Below are 19,862 nucleotides of genomic sequence, written 5' to 3'. Positions count from 1 at the left end.
CATATGAAAACGATTGACATATCTTGCAGTTGTACCGAGTTAGTATCTCGTGAGAAAGGAAGTCTCGGATGCACAAGGTGTATTACCAGCCTGAGGGAATTTGGGTAGGCGACATCATGCCGTACGGCGAGGACGGCACGTTCTATCTCTATCATCAGCGTGACACGCGAAACCCCGGACCTTTCGGAGAGCCGTTTGGCTGGGCACTCGCGACAACCAAGGACTTCGTCAATTACAAAGACTTTGGCGAGAGCCTTGAGCGTGGCGGCGACGAGGAAGTCGACCAGTATGTTTATGCCGGCACGGTGTTTAAGGTGGGCGACAAGTACCATGCGCTCTACACTGGTTGCAATCGCGATAAGGTCAAGGCACGCTTGATGAAGCAGGTTCTTCTTCACGCAACGAGTGACGACGCCGTCAAGTGGGAGAAGAACATCGCCGAGACGCTGCTTCCGCCCCAGGAGGGTTACGATGACCGCAACTGGCGCGATCCCTTTGTGCTTTGGGATGAGGAGAACGAAGAGTACATGCTCATCCTCGGCACGCGTGTGGGCGAGGACAAGCGTCTGATGACCGGTCGTCTGGTCAAGTTCACCTCCAAGGACCTGGATACCTGGGAGTTCCAGGGCGACTGGTGGAATCCGGGCCTGTACACCATGTTCGAGATGCCTGATCTCTTTAAGATGGGCGACTGGTGGTATCTGGTGTTCTCCGAGTACAGTGATGGCAACAAGACCCGTTACCGCATGTCTCGCTCTATCAACGGTCCTTGGATCACTCCTGCGGACGATTCCTTCGATGGCCGCGCGTACTATGCCGCGCGTACCGCATTTGACGGCGAGCGCCGCGTTCTCTTTGGTTGGGTTCCTACGCGTGACGAGGGCGGCGACCCCAGCTCTTACCTGTGGGGTGGCACCTTTATGCCCCTCGAGATCGTTCAGCGTGCCGACGGAACGCTCGGCACCAAGCTTCCTGACAGCATGCTTGGCGCCTTTGGCGAGGCTAAGGCAGTCGAGGCCTTTGAGCTCTCCTGCGAGTCGGGCAAGGTCGAGCAGGTGCTCGCCGCGGATGCCGGTTCCACCTATATGCTCGATGCCGACATCGAGCTCGCCGGTGACGCTGCCGGCTTCTCGGTGAAGCTTGCCGAGGACGCCGAGTCCGGTCTTGCCTATGAGTTCCGCGCCAACCTGCGTGAGGGCAAGCTCGAGTTTACGGCGGCCCCCCAGTATCCGTGGTTCCAGGTCAACAACATGGGCCTCGAGCGTCCGTTGTTCTTTAAGGGCGAGGGCACTCATCATGTGCGCCTGGTCGTTGACGACGATATCGCGACCATCTTTGTCGATGATGTTGCGCTTAACGCTCGATTCTGCAATAAGCAGGGCCAGGGTGTGGCGCTGACGGTCACCGACGGTACGCTTAAGTGCGCAAATGCAACGATCGCGTCTCTGTAATGGCATCAAAACGTCTTATGATTTCGTAAAGGAATGGAGAGGAACATGGACTACAAAGTAGTGTCTCAGCAAGTCGTCGATAACGTCGGCGGTCTGGAGAACATCGAGGGCGCCACGCATTGCGTTACGCGTCTGCGTCTGGTGCTCAAGGATACGAGCAAGTACAACAAGGCCGAGCTCGAGAACATCGATGGCGTCAAGGGCGTGCTGTACAACAGCGGCCAGCTCATGATCATCTTCGGTACCGGTACCGTCAACAAGGTTTACGATGAGTTTATGGCTCTGACGGGCGTTAAGGAGATCAGCGCTTCCGAGGTCAAGGGCGCCGAGGCGGACAAGAAGGGCAAGTTCTTCTCGGTCCTCAAGGTATTCTCGGACATCTTTATCCCCATCATTCCCGCTTTCGTCGGCGCTGCTATCATCATCGGCCTTAAGTCGCTGATCGTTGCCAACGGCCTCTTTGGCATGGAGGGCAGCCTCGCCGATCACAGCGAGTTCCTCAAGAACCTCGCAAGCTTCTTTGCCATTATCGCCACCACCTTCGACTACCTACCTGTCCTGGTTATGTACAGCGCGGTCAAGCGTTTTGGCGGTAACCCGATCCTGGGCATCCTCGTCGGTATCGTCATGGTTCACCCGAGCCTTATGAACCGTAACACGTTCGTTATGGACCCGACGGGTGCTGAGTACTGGAACTTCGGTCCGCTCTCCATTCCCATGGTTGCTTTCCAGGGCGGCGTGTTCCCTGCAATCCTGACTGCCTGGTTTATGGCCAAGGTCGAGAAGATTGCCCAGAAGTACATCCCCGAGGTCGTTTCGTTCGTCTTTGTCCCGACCGTTACCCTGATTCTTGCTAACGTCGCCCTGTTCACCGTGTTCGGCCCGCTCGGCAACCTGATCGGCGACGTCCTCGCCGGCGTAATCGATATCCTGTACAACAGGATGGGCGTCTTCGGTGCCTTTGTCTTTGCCGCATTCCTGCAGCCGCTCGTCGTTACCGGTACGCATCAGTTCATCCAGGGTATCGAGGCAAACCTCGTTGCCACGACTGGCTTCAACTACATCCAGGCAATCTGGTCGGTTTCCATCATCGCCCAAGGCGGCGGCGCCATCGGCATGTACCTCATTCACAAGAAGCATTCCAAAGAGCGCAACATCTGCATGTCGTCCTTTATCCCGACGCTGGTCGGTATCTCCGAGCCCGCAATCTTTGCTGCAAACATGCGCTACTCGATCATCCCGTTCATCTGCGCTTGCATCGGTGCAGGCTGCGGCGGTGCCTTCGTGAAGCTCTTTGAGGTGCGCGCCATCGGTCAGGGTCTGACCGGCGTGCTTGGCCTGCTCATCGTTACGCCCGAGACGCTCGTGTGGTATGTGGCTGGCAATCTCATCGCCTTCATCGTGCCGATCGTCTTGATCTTTGCCTACAACAAGGCAAAGGGCGTGCCGACCACCGATGAAGAGGGCGCTGGCGCTGGCTTCGACGTTAGCTTCTAGTTGAGCCGTTCAGCGTAATGTGCGGATAAGTCCATTTGGGGAAGGGCGTTCGGCTCGTGTGAGTCGAGCGTCCTTTCCTATAGACGAGAAGGTCAATGGCGATGTTTAATCAAAAAAACAAGGTGATGCGTGCGGACTATGAGCAGTGGCGTGCCGGACAGGATGAGACGGCGGCTCGCATCGCGTCCGACCCCGATAGGCTTTTGTTCCATGTGGAGCCTGAGCTTGGCTGGCTCAACGACCCCAATGGTTTGGTTCAGATTGGTGATACGTATCACATCTATCATCAATACGATCCGTTCGATGCTGCGCATGGCGGTCCAGTGCTTTGGAACCATCTGGCGACAAAGGATTTTGTGACGTACGAGAATCACGGTCCCGTGCTGTTCCCCGATTCCGATTTGGATTCGAGTGGAGCGTATTCTGGTTCTGCCTTTGTACGTGATGGCAAGATTCACTACTTCTATACCGGCAACGTTAAGCATTTTGACCGTGATGATTACGACTACGTGTTGACGGGCCGTGAGCAAAACCAGATTCATATGGTTGCCGAGAATCCCGACGAATTGGGCGAGAAGCGCATAGCTGTTGGGCCGGTCGATTACCCCGACGATATCGGTACGCACGTGCGCGACCCCAAGATCCTTGAACACGACGGTATCTACTACATGGTTCTGGGCGCTCGTACGAAAGACGACCGTGGCTGCGTACTTGTCTATACCTCGCGCAATCTTGAGGACTGGAGCTATGCGACGCGCATTGAGTTGGGCGAGAAGTTTGGCTTTATGTGGGAGTGCCCCGATCTGTTTGAGCTCGATGGCGAGCTTATTCTCGTTTGCTGTCCGCAGGGTGTGCCTGCCGATGGTTGGCGTTACCGCAATCCGCATCAGTGCGTGTGGTTCCCCGTCGAGGCCGATTGGGAGGCGCCGAGCTTTAAAATCGTCGGGAAGGGCATGCCCCCGATGGTCGATGCCGGTTTTGATTTCTATGCCCCGCAGTCCTTTGAGGACGCTGCGGGTCGGCGTTTGATGATCGGATGGTCGGGTTGCCCCGATGCGACGACAGAAAGCCCGACGGCGGCGCGCGGGTGGCAGTGCGCGCTGACGATGCCGAGAGAGCTGAGCATGCGCGGCGGCAAGCTCTGCCAGTGGCCGGCGCACGAGATTGAGAGGATGCGCGGCGATTGCGTTCGTGCTGTAGGCGGTGAGACCGTTGAGGAGCCGGGACGCCTGTTTGATGTCGTGGTTTCCTGCGAGGGAGCCAAGATGATCGAGCTCGAAATCCGCAAGGGTGTCTTTGTGCGTTATACGGACGGGATGCTTACCCTCGATATGGGCGACGAAGGCTATGGACGCGACCAGAGGTCGATCGAGCTCGGCGAACTTCGCGACCTGCGCGTGCTTTCGGACACTACGATGGTCGAGATTTTTGCCAACGGTGGCGAGGCGGCACTTACGAGCCGTACCTATTCGCCGGCGGTTCCGGCGATGGCGCTGAACGCCGAGGGTGCGGCGTCGATGGATTTCTACCGCCTCGCTCATTAACCGTGCATGGAGCACGATTGGACTTGTTGGGCGGAATGTGTCGCAGTTGCCGCGGCCAGCTACCGCTTATCGCGTATAGCGACCGTTTGCGGAATAAGTAACACTCCTTAATAAACCGTGTAGAATCTCAGATAAGCACGGAGTTTTCCAGGGAGACGCTGTCCTTTGTTGTGTGCAAGGGACGGCGTCTCTTTGGCGCTTGGAGGCCGTTCTACAGCAGGACGGTGGACGTGCGTCATATATTAAAAAACCAACGTCGAGATGGGTCGTGATAAGAATGGGCAAGTATGTAATCGTGGTTGAGTCTGGGTCGGATGTGACGCCAGAGCTCTGCGAGCGCTACGGCATCGTGCGCGTGCCCATGCATGTCACGATTGGTGACGAGACCGTCGAGGACGGCTCGATCGATCCGCTCGAGATTTATTCGCGCTGCAACGAGTTTGGTGTGATGCCCAAGACCAGTGGCTGTTCGCCAGCGGATTTTGCGTATGCGTACGACCGCATCCATGCCGAGCAACCCGACGCGACTATTTTGCATCTTGCATATTCCGAGGCCACGACCTGTTCGCATCAGTCCTCTAAGATTGCGGCTCAGGGGCGCGACTACGTGTTCTCCATGGACACGCGCTTTGTCTCGGTGGGCCAGTCGCTCGTTGTCGTCGAGACCGCCAAATACATCGAGGCTCACCCCGATGTCACCGTCGACGAAATCTTTGCATTTACGAACTCCGTCATGGACCGCGTGCTGCTGGGCTTTGTTCCTACGGACCTTGCCTTCCTTAAGGCGGGCGGTCGCTTGTCCAACGTCGCGTTCCTGGGCGCCCATCTGCTCAAGATTAAGCCCTGCATTGAGGTGACGGGTGGTAAGTTCGTGGCGACCAAGAAGTTCCGCGGCTCTATGCTCAAGTGCGCCCGTGCCTTTATTGATCACATGGTAGAGAAGGGCGAGATCGACTACTCGCATATTGGCCTGGCGTATTCGGTAGGCCTTTCCGAGGAATTGCGCGACGACATGGAAGTCTATGCGCACGGCCTGGGCTTTAAGGACGTTACCTGGACTCAGGTCGGCGGCGTCATCTCGAGCCATTGCGGCCCGACCGCCTTCGGCGCGGTGCTCACACTCAAGGCGTAAAGGCCTGGCGTCTATCGATTTCTATTGCCACGGCGGCGGGCGGGTTGCGATAACCCTCCCGCCGCTCTTGCGTGGGGTCAAATAGAACAATCCAATTGACCGCTAAACCATTTCACCATCATGCGTATGGGCTAGAATGGCTCTGGCATTTTAATTGGTTGCACCCAAGGAGAGGCAAGGTAGCGCGAATGGCAGAAATGACGCTTGAGGGTGTGGACGCTCGTCCCGAGGACTCTGCGTTTGCCCTTGGCCGCGTGCATTCAATCGAGACGATGGGAACGGTCGACGGACCCGGCATCCGCTTTGTGGTGTTTGTCCAAGGCTGTCCCATGCGCTGCGCGTATTGCCACAATCCCGATACCTGGTCGGTCAACGGCGGCACGATGGTGACCGTCGAGCGCCTCATGGATGAGTTCCAGAGTAACCACGAGTTCTATCGCAGCGGCGGAATTACGGTGTCCGGCGGCGAGCCGCTCCTACAGCCTGAGTTTTTGGCCGACCTGTTCCGTGCAATGCACAACAACCCCGATGGCCGCGTGCATACCTGCTTGGACAGCTGCGGCTATGCGTTCGATCCCAACCACCCCGAGAAGTTCGATGCCGTTCTCAACGAGACCGACATGGTGCTGCTCGACATCAAGCATGCCGATCCGGCTGAGCATAAAAAGCTGACCGGTTGCGATCCCGCACGCATCTTGGCGTTTGGCGATGAGCTTGCACGTCGCAAGATCAAGGTCGTTATCCGCCACGTGGTGGTGCCCGGCATTACCGACACGGTGGAGGAGTGCGAGGCGCTCGGTCGTCTGATCGCTCCATGGCACAACGTGGTGGGCCTGGAAATGCTGCCGTATCACACCATGGGTGTCGCCAAGTACGAGCAACTGGGCATTCCCTATAAGCTTGAGGGCGTGCCCCAGATGGATACCGCGCGCATGCCCGAGCTGCGCAACGCCGTCATGACGGGCATGAAAAAGCGCCGCGCCGAACTCAAAAACGCCATCGGCTAGCGAGCCATTTTCGCTCCCCAAAGGCACTCATTGGGGACAGACTTAAATGAGTACCCCTGGGCACCAAGTTGATTGCCAAAGAGCCCCGTCAAGTTGCGGTGGAATAGTTCTTGTTTTTCGGCTTATGCCGTCCAAACAGGAACTATTTCACCGCAACTGCGTTTTGGGTAGAGATGTGCAACAGAATTGGCAAAAATGCATAGAAACGCTTGTGGTTTCTTTAAAGACACCTTAAACGCCACTGAATATCTTTGGAAAGAAATGCCTGCTCGGTATCATGCTGCTCGTATATAAACGGTAGCAGTCAGGAGACCACGTGCGAAACATCGCATCGCGGGACGAGTATGTGCCGCAGCATGGCAGCAGATATAAGACGAAGGACACGTCTTCGCGTGGCCTTGCCGACACTCGCATCCGCGTGAGGAAGATTGCCGCCATTGGGATGCTAACGTCGGCGGTTATTATCCTCGGAATTACCGCCAAAACCTACGCGTCGGAGCGGATGGCACACTCAGATGCGTCAACGGTACAGACGCAAAACAAAAAGGTCTCTGAATCTAAAGTCACCGCAAGTCAAACCCTGTCGACAGCGAACCTCAAGACGGGGCTTTCGAAGGCGGACTTTAACGATATTCCCTCAGGCGATACCGTGCAGACCTTCTCACTGGTTGATGACCAGATCCTCGCCCTGGAGGATGAGAACCTCGCCGCACTCCAGAATGCGCTTGACCAGGCGCAGGAGCTGGGCGATGTGGGCGTGGTGTTTTACGACCTGTCGAGCGGTAAGGGCGTGACGTATAACGCTGATGTCGAGGTGTACGGTGCGAGTAGCTACAAGGCACTCTATGCGTTGTACATTTGCGAATCTCTGGTCGAGACGGGCCAGGTTTCACTCGATGACTCCCTTGGCACCTATGGTGGCTACAACATGGGTTGGCAGACGGTACGCGACTTGATCGAGGCTGCGGTCGTTTATTCAGACAACGATTCGTTTATTGCGTTACGTGCGGCGTTTGACCGTGTCGGTTACGAGGATTGGATTGTCGGTCTTGGCATCGATTACGATACGGCACTGGATCCGATGAGTGATTTTCCGACCTACTGCCCGCGCACTTCTGCGAGGTTATGGCGCGAGATGAGCGAGTATCTGAGCATGGATACCGAGACTTCACAGTGGTTGTCGGGCCTTCTGGCATCAACATCGCGCTCGTTTATTCGCGATGGCATTGCGGACGAGCAGGTTTTGGTGCGCAACAAGGCAGGCTGGATTAGCGAGGATGGTTACTATTCGACATGCGATGCGGGCCTTATCGGCATCGATGGCCGTACCTATGTCATGAGCGTCATGGCATCGATGCCGTGGAGCGACCGCTCGAGTGAGGTTACGGCCGCGATTGCAAAGGCTCTGTTTGATACGCGAGCTGCACTGGCTTAGCGTGTTCGTTTGGCGAGGTCAAACAAAATGCTGGTACTATACCGTGGTTGAGAATTTCGTATAGGTTTGGGGAATGGTATGGCTACCATCGCGATTATCGGTGCGCTCGAAAAAGAGATCATGCAGATAAAGGAAGAGCTGAGCGACGTTTGCGAGGCACGGGAGGCAGGCTTGACCGTTGTGAGCGGCGAGCTCGACGGCCTGACAGTTGTCGCCACAACGGCGGGCATGGGCACGGTGAACGCCGCCGCTGCAACACAGCACCTCATTAGCAAGTATGCTCCGCAGGCTGTTGTGTTTTCGGGCATTGCGGGTGGTTTGAACCCCAAGCTCCATATCGACGACGTGGTCATTGGCAAACGCCTGCGCTATCTGGATACCGATACCGCGCTTATCGCCGAGTCCGCACCGGGGCTCGAGGAGTTTGGCTCGACGCCAGCGCTGGTCGATATTGCCGTCGACGTGCTTGCTGAGCGTGGGTTTGTTGATGCTTCGACAAATGCAGTCGCTTCGAACGAGGGTACCAAGCAGTTCCTGGTTGGCACGATTGCCACGGGTAACCGCTTTGTGACGGGCGCCGCCATGCGCAACGACGCTATCGAGGCGACGCATGCCGATTGTGTCGGCATGGAGGGCGCGGCAATTGCCCATGTCGCAACCAAAAATGGTGTCGATTGCCTGGTGTTGCGCGCTATCAGCGATAATTGTGACGAGGCGTACGATGCAATTTGCGAGCGCGAGTTCGATCTGTTCGAGTACGCGCGTGTCGCAAGTGACATCACGCTCGATATCGTCCGCCGCATTGCCGCTGCGCAATAGCGCGTCTATTTGTAAGAACCTACGACCAAGGAGTGTCCATGGCCGATTCCATTAACTACCAGCTTGCCAAGTTCGTCGCCAGCTACGGCAAGGTTTCGCAGATTCCCGAGTCCACCTGCCCCGAGGTAAGCTTCGTCGGCCGCTCCAACGTGGGCAAGTCGTCGATTATGAACAAGCTCTTTGGCCGCAAGAACCTGGTCAAGGTTTCCAGTACGCCGGGCAAGACGAGCAACATCAACTTCTTCGAGGCCGACGACGTGCACTTTGTAGACCTCCCGGGCTACGGTTTCGCCCGTCGTTCCAAGGCCGAGCGCGACCGTTGGGCCGAGCTTATCGGCGATTTCTTTGACTCCGAGCGCAGCTTTAACTTGGTCGTCTCTCTGGTGGATATCCGGCACGACCCCAGCAAGCTCGATCACGACATGATCGACTACCTGCAGGGCAACGAGTTCAACTTTATCGTCTGCCTCACCAAGGCTGACAAGCTCAGCCGCACCCAGCAGGCCCGCCAGGCAGCAGCCATCAAAAAGCAGCTCAACGTCCCGGCCGAAAACGTAATCATTACAAGCTCCCAAACCGGCACCGGCATCGACGAACTCAAACGTCGCATCGCCGAGGCCTGCCTCTAATCGGGCTGCAGCCCCTCAAAAGCTCTCATCTATATCACCCCAGTGATAGTTATTGGTAAACTATCACTGGGATGATGTCAATTGGTTCCGAGTATTACCCCAAGCGTTTCGAGCGAGAGCAGAACGCACGGCGTAAGTACTTGGACACCGTAAATGGGTTCGACCTTGAGGGTGTCTACATTAAGGATTTAATGGCGGAGAAGGTTGATTTAAATGATCCAAGAGTTAACGGATTGTGGGCCGAGTAGGACATACCCCGTCTACTACCTTGAGGATGCAATGAACAACCTAGGCGACTGCTTTGACTATGCCGTTAACGATTATGGGGCAGAAGGATCGGAAGTTGCTGAACTCTTTTGCCTGAGCGGGGTTGCCCGCGAGTTTGAGCGTGGCAACGCATGGGTCGTATCGGGAAAATCGGGCGTTGAGCTGTTCGCACTTATCGCCGAAAGGTCGGGCTATGAAGCCAGGTCAATGCCGGACCGCACCTATCGATTTGAGAAGACGCCGGAATACTGGACAGGCTGGATATTGGCATACCTTCAGTGGCGCCTAGGAGAGTCTTTCGAAGATCTGCTGCATGTCGTTCCATTTGATGCGCTGCGCAGTCTGTACTACCCCTGGCACGAAGCCTCGGAGGAACGCGTGGCTCGCCTCGTCTGCGATATGGCGAAAAAAGCGTCCAGGCAAACCAAACTTGCGTTAGCAAGAAAGAGACTTAAGAAAACCCAACAAGACCTAGCATACGAATCGGGCGTATCACTCCGCTCAATCCAAATGTACGAGCAGCGCCAGAGAAACATCAATGAAGCTTCGGTAACAAGCGTAAGAGCCATAGCAAAAGCCCTCCACTGCAACATCGAAGACCTCCTAGAACCAGTCTTCGAATACAAAGAAACCAGCGCAGCGTAAACCAAGCACACAGCCGATGCCCGCCTCTAGGAAGTGCTCCAGCCTAGCAAGAGCCCCTACCAATAAAAAGCCAAACTATCAGCCCGGCGACTTTCCAGAGCGTAGGTCCCTGTAGCCGCCGCCGGCGAAGTTAACATAGGGGAGGCCAGGGGGCTTTGCCCCCAAATCTTTCCGCAGGACGGCAGGACCCCCGCCGCACGAAGTGCGCAGCGGGGGTCCTGCCATGTCCGAGGACGATTTGGGGGGCAAAGCCCCCTGGCCTCCCCGGCGAGTATACGGGACGGCGACTACAGGTATTCGATCTGGGCGCCTTCCGTGTCGCACGTCAGAATATGCGTCTCACACTTGGGGAACTGCTCGCGCAGCTTGACCTGCAGGAACTTTGCCACGATGGTGTCGTCGGTCACAGCCATAAGGGTCGAGCCCGAACCGCTGATCCAGATGGTCTTGGCGCCGCCGTTAAGACAGGTGTCGCGCACGGCGTTGTAGTCGGGAATCAGGCGACGGCGATACGGCTCTTGGATGCGGTCGTCATTGGCGGCGGCAATCAGATCCAGGTCGCCGGTCTCCAGGCCGCGCGTCATGCCGGCGATGCGGCCCATTTGCCATACGACGGTGGGGAGCGGAATCTCCTGCGGCACGACCTTGCGCGCCTCGCTCGTATGCACCTCGTAGGGCGGAATCACGGTAATAAAACGCAAGCGATCGCTCACCTCGTAGCGCAGGCACTGGGGGAGCGAATCAGTCGGCGTAAAGGAGCAAACGGCACCGCCCAGGATGGCAGGGGCGACGTTATCGGGATGGCCCTCGACCTCGGTGGCAATGCGGACGAGCTCGGCACGGTCGACGGTGTGGCCCGTCAGCGCGGCGGCCGCCATGATGCCAGCGACGACGCAGGTGGAGCTGGAACCCAGGCCGCGAGCGACGGGTACATCGGTCTGGATGTCGATGGCAACGGGGAAGGCCTGCTCGCCCCAGGCGGCCAGAGCATCGACAAAGCTCACGTAAACCAGGTTGTTCTCGTTTTGGAACTCTTCGGGGCATCCAGTGATGGTGAGTTTGTCAGCGCGCTCGAAGGTGAAGTGCGAGTAGAGGCTGACGGCCATGCCGAGGGTGTCGTAGCCAATGCCTAGGTTGGCGCTGGTTGCTGGGACGGTGATTTTGATCATGTAGGTCCTCCTGGGCGGGTCTGGTCGTTTAGTTCGCTGCTCGGGCAGTCCTGGCTCGCTCGGAAAGCACGTTAAGTGCTTTCCGGCTCGTGCGGAACTCGCGACGAACTAAACGGCCAGACCCGCTCGCATGCTCGTCATCATCCCGAAAGCTAAATAAAAAGAAGGTGCGCCGGCTTTCGCCGGCGCTTAATAAGGGATCTAGTTGGTGCTCATTCGTTTTGCTGCAGACTCGACGTAGCTGGTCATCTCGTCGACGTCGCAGACGTCTTCGAAGCGGACGGGTTTGGATTCGAGTTCGGCGAGCTGAGTCGGGGCGACCGTGTTGGTGGCCTGCTCGAGCACACGCATAGCCTCAAAATCGTCCTCGGGCACGTCGAGGCCCAGGGCATCGCAGCAGGCGCGCGGGAACTTGTAGGGGCTGGCGGTCGAAAGCAGCACGCGGGCCTTGGCGCCCTCGGCGGGAGCGACCTTTTCAAAGACGTGATAGCCGCAAGCGGTGTGCGGGTCGATCACGTAGCCGTTCGCATCCCAGCAGCTCTTGATGGCGGCGCGGACCTCGTCCTCGCTGGCCCAGCCGCAGCCAAACACACTCTGGATCTTGGCCAGCAGCTCGGCGGGAACTTCGTAGCGACCAGTCTGGGCAAGCTGCTCCATAAGGCCGGCAACGAGCTCGCAGTCGCCGTCGGACAGGAAGTACAGCATGCGCTCCAGGTTGGAGCTGATGAGGATGTCCATCGACGGCGAGATGGTCGTGAAGAACGGACGGTTGCGGTCGTAGACGCCGGTGGTCAGGAAGTCGGCAAGCACGTTGTTCTTGTCGCTTGCGACGATGAGCTTGGCGACGGGCAGACCCATGCGCTTGGCATAGTAGCCGGCCAGGATATCGCCAAAGTTGCCGGTCGGTACGCAGAACTCAACGGCGTCGCCTGCCTCGATGGCGCCGGCGCGCAGCAGCTGCGCATAGGCGGCAAAGTAGTAGACAACCTGCGGCACCAGGCGGCCGACGTTGATGGAGTTGGCACTCGAAAGCACCGTGCCGGCGGCTTCCAGGCGCTCGGCAAGCTCCTTATCGGCAAAGATGCGCTTGACGGCACTCTGGGCATCGTCGAAGTTGCCGCGGATGCCGCAGACGGCGACGTTATCGCCCTCCTGCGTGGACATCTGCAGATTCTGCACGCGGCTGACTTTGCCTTCGGGATAAAAGACGGTAATACCCGTGCCCGGAGCGTCGGCAAAGCCGGCGAGTGCGGCCTTGCCGGTGTCGCCCGACGTGGCGGTGACGATCATGATGCGCTCGGCGCCGCCGTCCTTGGCGGAGGTGCGGGCCATGAGGCGGGGGAGCATCTGCAGGGCGACGTCCTTAAAGGCGCTTGTGGGGCCGCCAAAGAGTTCCATCACATAGGTCTGAGGGGCATCGGCGCCCGGTGCGGCGTCGAGTTTGACGAGCGGCGTGACCTCTTCGCTCGCAAACGTGCTGCGGTAAGCCTCGTCGACACACGCCGAAATTTCTTCGGCCGTGTAATCATTCAGTAACATTCCCAACACATCTTGAGCGATTTCAAAGTACGATTTATCTGCAAGCGAGCTGATATCGACCTGCTGGGTGCCGAGCTCGTCCGAGACAAACAAACCCCCGTCGGGAGCGATGCCGGTACGGATTGCCACCTTACTTGAGCACGATAAAGTGCGTCCTCGTGTACTATGATAAGTTCCCATATAACACTGCTCCTCGGATGCCTTGGTCCCAATCGGTGAACCCATGGTATCAGAGCGCGCAAAACAGGTTTGCAGAGGCTTTTAGAAAGGTAACCTCCACGCCATGATAAAAATTGCCAAGTTTGGCGGCTCGTCGGTCGCCGACGCCGAACACTTTAAGAAGATCAAGGCCATCGTCGATGCCGACCCGGCCCGCCGTTTTGTGGTGGTTTCTGCCTGCGGTCGCCGCTTTAAGGGCGACACCAAGGTGACCGACCTGCTCTACCTGGTTAACGCGCACGTTAAGTACCACGTGTCGTGCGAGGAGCTGCTCGAGGACATTGGGCAGCGCTATTTTGATATCGCTGACGAGCTGGAGCTCACCTATCCCATCCGCGAGGAGTTCGCGGCCTTTGCCGAGCGTGCCCGCTCGGGTGGCTACTCCACCGAGGAGCTCGTGAGCCGTGGCGAGTACTTCACCGCTCGCCTGATGGCCGAGTACCTGGGCCTGCCGTTCCTGGACGCCGCGACGGTCGTTGCGTTCCATCACGACGGTACGCTCAGCATGAACCGCACCTCCGAGCTGGTGCAGGAGTACGGTCAGCAGGGTGGCTTTGTCATGCCCGGTTTCTACGGCGCGACGCGTGAGGGCCAGATCAAGCTGCTCGACCGTGGTGGCGGCGATATTTCCGGCTCGATTCTGGCCAAGTGCCTGGGCGCCGACCTTTACGAGAACTGGACCGACGTCTCGGGCTTCTACTCTGCCGACCCGCGCATCGTACCCGAGGCTCAGCCCATTGCGCGCGTTACCTACGAGGAGCTGCGCGAGCTTTCGTACATGGGTGCAAGCGTCCTGCACGAGGAGGCCGTGTTCCCCGTGCGCGAGGCCGGTATTCCGCTAGTCATCAAGAACACCAACGCGCCGCAGGACCCCGGCACCATCATTAGCGAGACGGCCGACGAGGGCGAGGCGGAGCCCATCATTACCGGCGTGACCGGCAAGCGCGGCTTTGTCGCCATCAACGTGGCCCGCGACCGCACCAAGCCCCGTGTCGGCTTTATGCGCCGCGCGCTTTCGGTCTTCGAGCGCTATGACGTCTCCGTCGAGCACATGCCCACCGGTGTCGACCGCTTTGGCGCCGTGGTGCAGGAGCAGGACGTGCACGATTCGCTGTACTCGCTCGTGGGCGACATTCAGCAGGAGGTCGAGCCGCTCGAGATCGAGGTTGTCGAGGGCCTGGCGCTTATCGCTACCGTTGGCCGCAACCTGCGCGGTCGCGCCGGCATCTCTGGCCACCTGTTTGGCATGCTTGGCCAGGCGGGCGTGAGCGTGCGTATGATTTCGCAGAGCTGCGACGAGATCAACATCATCATCGGCGTGGAGGAGAAGGACTTCGATCTGGCGATCCAGACCATTTACCGTGCCTTCTCCGATGAAAACGGCATTGTGAAGGTCTCCGACCTGGAGGCTCCCGCGCCGGCCGATCCCGCCCCGGCCGCGCTCCACAAGTAGCTGCTATCCCAGTAGATTTTTGGGACTTGCCTCAAAAACTACGGCGGGGCGTTTCGTTTCGGTTTCGTTTCGACGGGGCGGGTTTCGTGCCCGCCCTGTTCTTGTATACACTGGCAACAATAATCGGCCTGCTCGGCGTGCGGGCAAAAGCCACAGCCTTTAAAGGGGGAAGCATGAAACAGTACACGGTTGCTATTTTGGGCGCGACGGGAGCCGTGGGCACCCAGATGCTCGAGTGCCTCAACGAGCAGGAGTTTCCGGTCGGCAAGCTCAAGCTGCTAGCGAGCGCGCGCTCTGCGGGCAAGACCGTCGAGTTCCGCGGCGAGCAGGTTGTGATTGAGGAGGCTTGCCCCGAGGCCTTTGAGGGCTGCGACATCGTGCTCGGCGCCGCCGGCGACGATATTGCGAAGGAGCTACTGCCCGAGGCCGTCAAGCGCGGCGCCGTCGTGGTCGACAACAGCCACGCCTTCCGCATGGATCCCGAGGTGCCGCTGGTCGTGCCCGAGATCAATGCTGACGACATCAAGTGGCATCACGGCCTTATCGCCAATCCCAACTGCGCGACCATCATCGGCCTGGTTCCCACGTGGCCGCTGCACCAGCTTGCTGGCGTGAAGCGTATGATCGTGTCCACGTATCAGGCAGCTTCGGGCGCTGGCGCTCCCGGTATGGCCGAGCTCGAGGCTCAGCTTGCCGCCCTGGGCCGTGGCGAGGAGATTCCCGAGCCGCGCGCGTTTGCCGCCCAGCTGGCGAGCAACCTGATTCCGCAGATCGGCGGTGTCAAGGAGGAAGGCTTTACCTCCGAGGAGATGAAGCTGCAAAACGAGGGCCGCAAGATCATGCATCTGCCCGAGCTGCGCGTGAACTGCACCTGCGTGCGCGTGCCCGTGCTGCGTTCGCACTCCGAGAGCATTACGCTCGAGTTTGAGCGCGACATTACGGTTGAGGAGGCCCGTGCTGCGCTGGCTGCCGCTCCGGGCGTGAAGCTGGTTGACGACATGAGCGCCGAGGATGCGCATGATCGCTTCCCCATGCCGATGGATACGTCCGACCAGGACCTGATCTGGGTCGGTCGTGTGCGTCGCGACATCTCGAACCCCGAGGCCGCGCGTGGCATCACCTTCTGGTGCTGCGGCGACCAAATCCGTAAGGGCGCGGCAACCAACGCCGTCCAGATCGCTAAGCTGCTCTGCGAGTAGCGGTGGACCTGTCCGGCGGGGGCCGGGCTTAGTTTTCAGAACGTCCTCGACCATGTGTGGCGCCTTGTCCTGCTCCTTCGGAGCCGCGGACAAGGCGCCACACTGGTCTGCGGAGTGTTCTGAAAACTAAGCCCGGCCCCCGCCTGCGGTGACGCTGCTGCGAGTGGCCTGCGATGGGGTCGTTGTTGGTTGGGGCCGCTGGGCTGATGTGGGGGCACGTGGTTGTTGCGGGCCCTGGTCCCGGCGGCGGCCTCGGCGCTTCGCGCCTGCTGCCTGGGGTGACTTTGGGCTTGGTGCGAATTGAGGTCTAATACTTTTCCCGTGAAGTGAACGACCTTATTTGGACCCCCGAAGCATTGGCATTTTTTGATTGCTATGTCCTGCGGTTTTGCAGCGCGAATCCTGCGGTTTTGCGGTCTAAAGGTGTGGATGCTCCGGGACTTCGTTTTTACTCGTTCACTTCTCGGGAAAAGTATTAGAGCTCAGCTGGCGGGGGTACCGCCCTGGCGTCGAAGCCCCGCGTCTTCTTCGCTTGATTGGGAAAAACAGCCTCGCTGAAGTAATTGCGAGCCCGCCCGGACGTATCTGCGGGGGTTGTCTGCACAGTTCGCGGTATTATGTTGCGGAGTTTTGAAAGGAGCCGCTGGTGGTCACGACGACGTTTGCTTCGCCTTTGGGCGAAATCCTGCTTGCCGCTGATGGCCGCGGTCTGACGGGGCTTTGGTTTGAGGGGCAGGAGCACTTTGGCTCCACGCTTCTCCGTGAAGACTCCGAACATGTTGAAGGCGTCGATGCGGTTTCCGGTACTGGTGGCATGTCGTCGGTGAGTCCGGCAAATGGTGCGGCCTCTTCGGTGCTTGAGCGTTCCTGGGCTTGGCTGAATGCTTATTTTGCAGGGCAGGAACCTCGGTTTACGCCGCCGTTGCATATGATCGGCACGGCGTTTCAGCGTGAGGTTTGGTTTGAGCTGCTTTCGATCCCGCGTGGCGAGGTCGCTACGTATGGCGAGATCGCCCAGCGTGTTGCCGCTCGACATCGTGTACCGGGAAATGAAGCGCCCGTTGTATCTCCTCGCGCGGTGGGGGCTGCGGTCGCTCGCAACCCTATTTCGATTATCGTGCCGTGCCATCGCGTGGTCGCGGCCGACGGATCGCTCAACGGATACGCCGGTGGACTGGATCGCAAGGAGTGGCTGCTGCGCCTCGAGGGTGCCTATCTATAAGCTGCAGGCGGCCGCAACGCCCATGCGGCAAGCGCGCTCGCTGTACGGGCGTTGTTTGCAGGGCGAGATGTGAAGCCGCCCGTTCCTTAAGTCCGACTAAGCTATAACCTTGCTTTTTTAAATATGCTCATCGACCTGCTAAGGCAGCACTAAGGCGAGTGCGGGTGCGCTATTATCGGCGCTCACGGAGCGCTTGGTGTTCTTGGCACGCATGGACGAGGGCTCGGCGGGCTTTACCATGGCGTCGATCGATCTTTCGGAGGCGGTGAACAAGGCGGCGGCGCCGTTTAAGTCGGTGGCGGTCTCAGGCGGTAAACGCCTGTCGACGTCGATTGCGACCGGCGTGCGGACCCATGCCGATGCCGCGGCGGTGGCGCAGGTGGTTGAGTTGCTACTGGACAACGCCACGCGCTATGCGAGCGAGGGCAGCGTGATTGAGCTGAGCCTGTGCGCCGTTTCGCACGGCAAAGGCAAGGGCGCCGCCGAGCTTGTCGTATCGAACGCCGTGGACGAGCTGCCCGAGGGCGACCTGGACCGATTGTTCGATCGCTTCTATCGTGCGGATGCGTCGCGCAGCTCCAAGACGGGTGGCTCGGGCGTGGGCCTGTCCGTGGTGCGTGCCATCGCCGAGGCCCATGGAGGCGCCGCCACCGTATCCGGTCACGGCAACCAGATCACCTTCACCGTTTGCCTTTAAAACCTGCCAAAAAGGAACAGGTTTATTTTGGCAGGTTTTATCTGGGGAAACGTCCGCAGGAGAGGGCATGGGCGGTGTGAACATATGCATCTCTACCTGCTAAAATATAGGCATCGTTATTCGGCTCCTGAGTGGAAAGGAGACGGTCATGCAGTACGAGATCGGCGGAGGGGCTTTCCCGGTTGTTACGTGCAACCTTAGCGATGGCGAATCCATGATCACCGAAAGCGGCGCCATGGCTTGGATGACCCCCAACATGGAAATGTCTACCTCGGGCGGTGGCATCGGCAAGATGTTCTCCAAGGCTTTTTCGGGTGAGGCATTGTTCCAAAACATTTGGACCGCGCGTGGCGATGGCATGATCGCGTTTGGCTCCTGCTTCCCCGGCCGCATCGTGCCAATCGAGATCGGTCCGGGCAAGAGCTGGATTTTGCAGAAGCGTTCGTTCCTTGCCGCGGAAAGTGGCGTCGAGTTGAGCATTCACTTTAACAAGAAGGCAAAGGCCGGCGTCTTTGGCGGCGAGGGCTTTATCATGCAGAAGCTCACGGGCTCGGGTGTTGCTTTTGCCGAGATCGACGGCGACCTGGTTGAGTACGAGCTCGCTGCTGGCCAGCAGATGATTGTGGATACCGGCAACGTGGCCGGCTTTGAGGAGACCGTGAGCATTGACGCTCAAATGGTCAAGGGCGTCAAAAACATCATGTTTGGTGGCGAGGGCGTGTTCAACACCGTGCTCACCGGTCCCGGTCGCATCTGGTTGCAGACGATGCCCATTTCCAATCTTGCGGCAGCAGTGGCCTCGATGACCAACAACAATAACTAGTCCGCATAGGATAGCGCGCGGCGGGCTTACCCTGTCGCGCGCTTTTTTGCTGGCAAACGCCTCGCTTATAGAGTGTGGCTGCGCTGCTACAGCGAGCGTCGTCATCTCGTCACCCTGATAGCTTGCGGCAAGCGTGGCAATGAGGAGTGAGAATTTGAGTGCTCAGTCCCAAGGCATAATGGCGGCCATGCCAACAAGCAAAAACGAGTTGCCGGTGTCACGGAAAGGCAGGCGTCGGTCGATTCCACGTGAGACGGCTGTGCCGATCTGCACGGCCGCCCCTGCGCGTCCCGCGCTGCCCCCAAAGAGGTACGTTTCCCCATATAAAACCTGCCAAAATAAACCTGTCTCTTTTTGATAGGTGCGAAATGGGTAATACTAAAGAGTTATCCGACCAGATGGGAACCGATCGATGGCCTATATCGAATTTAAAGACGTCATCAAAGCATACGGCGAGGGCGATGCCCGCATTCACGCGCTCGACGGCGCGAGCTTTACCGTTGAGCGTGGCGAGCTTGCCATTATCCTGGGCGCTTCGGGCGCCGGTAAAACCACGGCGCTCAACATTCTGGGTGGCATGGATACGGCGACTTCCGGCACCGTGACGGTGGACGGGCGCGATGTGAGCTCCGCTAACGAGGCGCAGCTCGTGGAATACCGCCGCGCCGACGTCGGCTTTGTCTTCCAGTTCTACAATCTGGTCCCCAACCTGACGGCGCTCGAAAACGTCGAGCTCGCGGCGCAAATCTGCCCCGATTCACTCGATGCCGAGCAAACGCTTTGCCAGGTTGGCCTGGGCGAGCGCCTCGCCAACTTCCCCGCGCAGCTATCGGGCGGCGAGCAGCAGCGCGTGTCCATTGCCCGCGCGCTGGCCAAGAACCCCAAGCTGCTTTTGTGCGACGAGCCCACGGGTGCACTCGACTACAAAACCGGCAAGCAGATTTTGCAGTTGCTGCAGGACACCTGCCGCAAGCAGGGCATCACGGTCATTATCATCACCCATAACTCCGCGCTGGCGCCCATGGCCGATCGCCTGATCCGCTTTAAGAGCGGCCGCGTGGAGAGCGAGACGGTCCAGCAAAATCCCGTGTCTATCGAGACAATCGAGTGGTAGC

Annotated in this window: 17 protein-coding genes and 1 pseudogene; 15 read left to right on the top strand and 3 right to left on the bottom strand. The window is 58.7% G+C overall.

Annotated features, from left to right (window positions below; genetic code table 11):
- Positions 1–68 precede the first annotated feature (68 nt).
- The 9 genes from DWZ22_RS00445 to DWZ22_RS00405 all read left to right on the top strand — a co-directional run bounded on the left by DWZ22_RS00445 (position 69) and on the right by DWZ22_RS00405 (position 10,426).
- Entirely contained in the window at positions 69–1,451 is a 1,383-nt protein-coding gene (locus DWZ22_RS00445; protein ID WP_117743236.1) for a family 43 glycosylhydrolase, read from the top strand.
- Between the two features lie 45 nt (positions 1,452–1,496).
- Positions 1,497–2,948, top strand: a complete 1,452-nt coding sequence (locus DWZ22_RS00440; protein WP_040358954.1) for a PTS transporter subunit EIIC — start codon at positions 1,497–1,499, stop codon at positions 2,946–2,948.
- A 101-nt stretch (positions 2,949–3,049) separates the two neighbouring features.
- Positions 3,050–4,492, top strand: a complete 1,443-nt coding sequence (locus DWZ22_RS00435; RefSeq protein WP_158573273.1) for a glycoside hydrolase family 32 protein — start codon at positions 3,050–3,052, stop codon at positions 4,490–4,492.
- A gap of 277 nt (positions 4,493–4,769) precedes the next feature.
- On the top strand, positions 4,770–5,624 hold the full coding sequence (locus DWZ22_RS00430) for a DegV family protein (RefSeq protein ID WP_117763453.1): 855 nt from the start codon (positions 4,770–4,772) through the stop codon (positions 5,622–5,624).
- Positions 5,625–5,812: 188 nt separating this feature from the next.
- The gene (gene pflA / locus DWZ22_RS00425; protein ID WP_118405165.1) at positions 5,813–6,631 is read left to right on the top strand and encodes a pyruvate formate-lyase-activating protein; all 819 of its coding nucleotides are present in this window, start codon (positions 5,813–5,815) and stop codon (positions 6,629–6,631) included.
- Between the two features lie 316 nt (positions 6,632–6,947).
- Positions 6,948–8,066: a serine hydrolase gene (locus DWZ22_RS00420; protein WP_118405164.1), complete on the top strand. Its 1,119-nt coding sequence runs from the start codon at positions 6,948–6,950 to the stop codon at positions 8,064–8,066.
- A 78-nt stretch (positions 8,067–8,144) separates the two neighbouring features.
- Entirely contained in the window at positions 8,145–8,885 is a 741-nt protein-coding gene (gene mtnN / locus DWZ22_RS00415; RefSeq protein ID WP_118405163.1) for a 5'-methylthioadenosine/S-adenosylhomocysteine nucleosidase, read from the top strand.
- A gap of 38 nt (positions 8,886–8,923) precedes the next feature.
- Complete coding sequence (gene yihA, locus DWZ22_RS00410; protein WP_055252447.1) at positions 8,924–9,514, top strand: ribosome biogenesis GTP-binding protein YihA/YsxC; 591 nt, start codon at positions 8,924–8,926, stop codon at positions 9,512–9,514.
- Positions 9,515–9,793: 279 nt separating this feature from the next.
- Positions 9,794–10,426: a helix-turn-helix transcriptional regulator gene (locus DWZ22_RS00405; RefSeq protein WP_118405221.1), complete on the top strand. Its 633-nt coding sequence runs from the start codon at positions 9,794–9,796 to the stop codon at positions 10,424–10,426.
- Between the two features lie 287 nt (positions 10,427–10,713).
- Here DWZ22_RS00405 and thrB read toward each other — a convergent pair whose 3' ends face one another.
- The gene (thrB, locus tag DWZ22_RS00400; RefSeq protein WP_118405162.1) at positions 10,714–11,595 is read right to left on the bottom strand and encodes a homoserine kinase; all 882 of its coding nucleotides are present in this window, start codon (positions 11,593–11,595) and stop codon (positions 10,714–10,716) included.
- Positions 11,596–11,796: 201 nt separating this feature from the next.
- Positions 11,797–13,314, bottom strand: coding sequence for a threonine synthase (thrC, locus tag DWZ22_RS00395; RefSeq protein WP_118405161.1), 1,518 nt, complete (start codon positions 13,312–13,314; stop codon positions 11,797–11,799).
- 103 nt (positions 13,315–13,417) lie between these two features.
- Between thrC and DWZ22_RS00390 the strand changes: the two genes are divergently transcribed.
- The 5 genes from DWZ22_RS00390 (at position 13,418) to DWZ22_RS00370 (ending at position 18,747) form a co-directional block, all read left to right on the top strand.
- Positions 13,418–14,806 (top strand): aspartate kinase, encoded by a 1,389-nt coding sequence (locus tag DWZ22_RS00390; protein WP_118405160.1) that lies wholly within the window; start codon positions 13,418–13,420, stop codon positions 14,804–14,806.
- A gap of 173 nt (positions 14,807–14,979) precedes the next feature.
- Positions 14,980–16,005 (top strand): aspartate-semialdehyde dehydrogenase, encoded by a 1,026-nt coding sequence (locus DWZ22_RS00385; RefSeq protein WP_089572346.1) that lies wholly within the window; start codon positions 14,980–14,982, stop codon positions 16,003–16,005.
- Between the two features lie 646 nt (positions 16,006–16,651).
- The gene (locus DWZ22_RS00380) at positions 16,652–17,227 is read left to right on the top strand and encodes a methylated-DNA--[protein]-cysteine S-methyltransferase (RefSeq protein WP_233505710.1); all 576 of its coding nucleotides are present in this window, start codon (positions 16,652–16,654) and stop codon (positions 17,225–17,227) included.
- 196 nt (positions 17,228–17,423) lie between these two features.
- Entirely contained in the window at positions 17,424–17,924 is a 501-nt protein-coding gene (locus tag DWZ22_RS00375; protein ID WP_117637629.1) for a cell wall metabolism sensor histidine kinase WalK, read from the top strand.
- Positions 17,925–18,072: 148 nt separating this feature from the next.
- Positions 18,073–18,747: a TIGR00266 family protein gene (locus DWZ22_RS00370; protein WP_117629922.1), complete on the top strand. Its 675-nt coding sequence runs from the start codon at positions 18,073–18,075 to the stop codon at positions 18,745–18,747.
- A gap of 162 nt (positions 18,748–18,909) precedes the next feature.
- Here the strand turns inward: DWZ22_RS00370 and DWZ22_RS10630 are convergent.
- Positions 18,910–19,050, bottom strand: a pseudogene (locus tag DWZ22_RS10630) (hypothetical protein); the annotation flags it as partial.
- 109 nt (positions 19,051–19,159) lie between these two features.
- Between DWZ22_RS10630 and DWZ22_RS00360 the strand changes: the two are divergent.
- Positions 19,160–19,861 (top strand): ABC transporter ATP-binding protein, encoded by a 702-nt coding sequence (locus DWZ22_RS00360; RefSeq protein WP_117774146.1) that lies wholly within the window; start codon positions 19,160–19,162, stop codon positions 19,859–19,861.
- Position 19,862 lies beyond the last annotated feature (1 nt).

Origin of the sequence: Collinsella sp. AF31-11 (genome assembly GCF_003475605.1) — a bacterium.
Classification (GTDB): domain Bacteria; phylum Actinomycetota; class Coriobacteriia; order Coriobacteriales; family Coriobacteriaceae; genus Collinsella.
The sequence above is the reverse complement of the archived record's forward strand: the minus strand, read 5'-3'. Positions and strand labels throughout refer to the sequence as shown.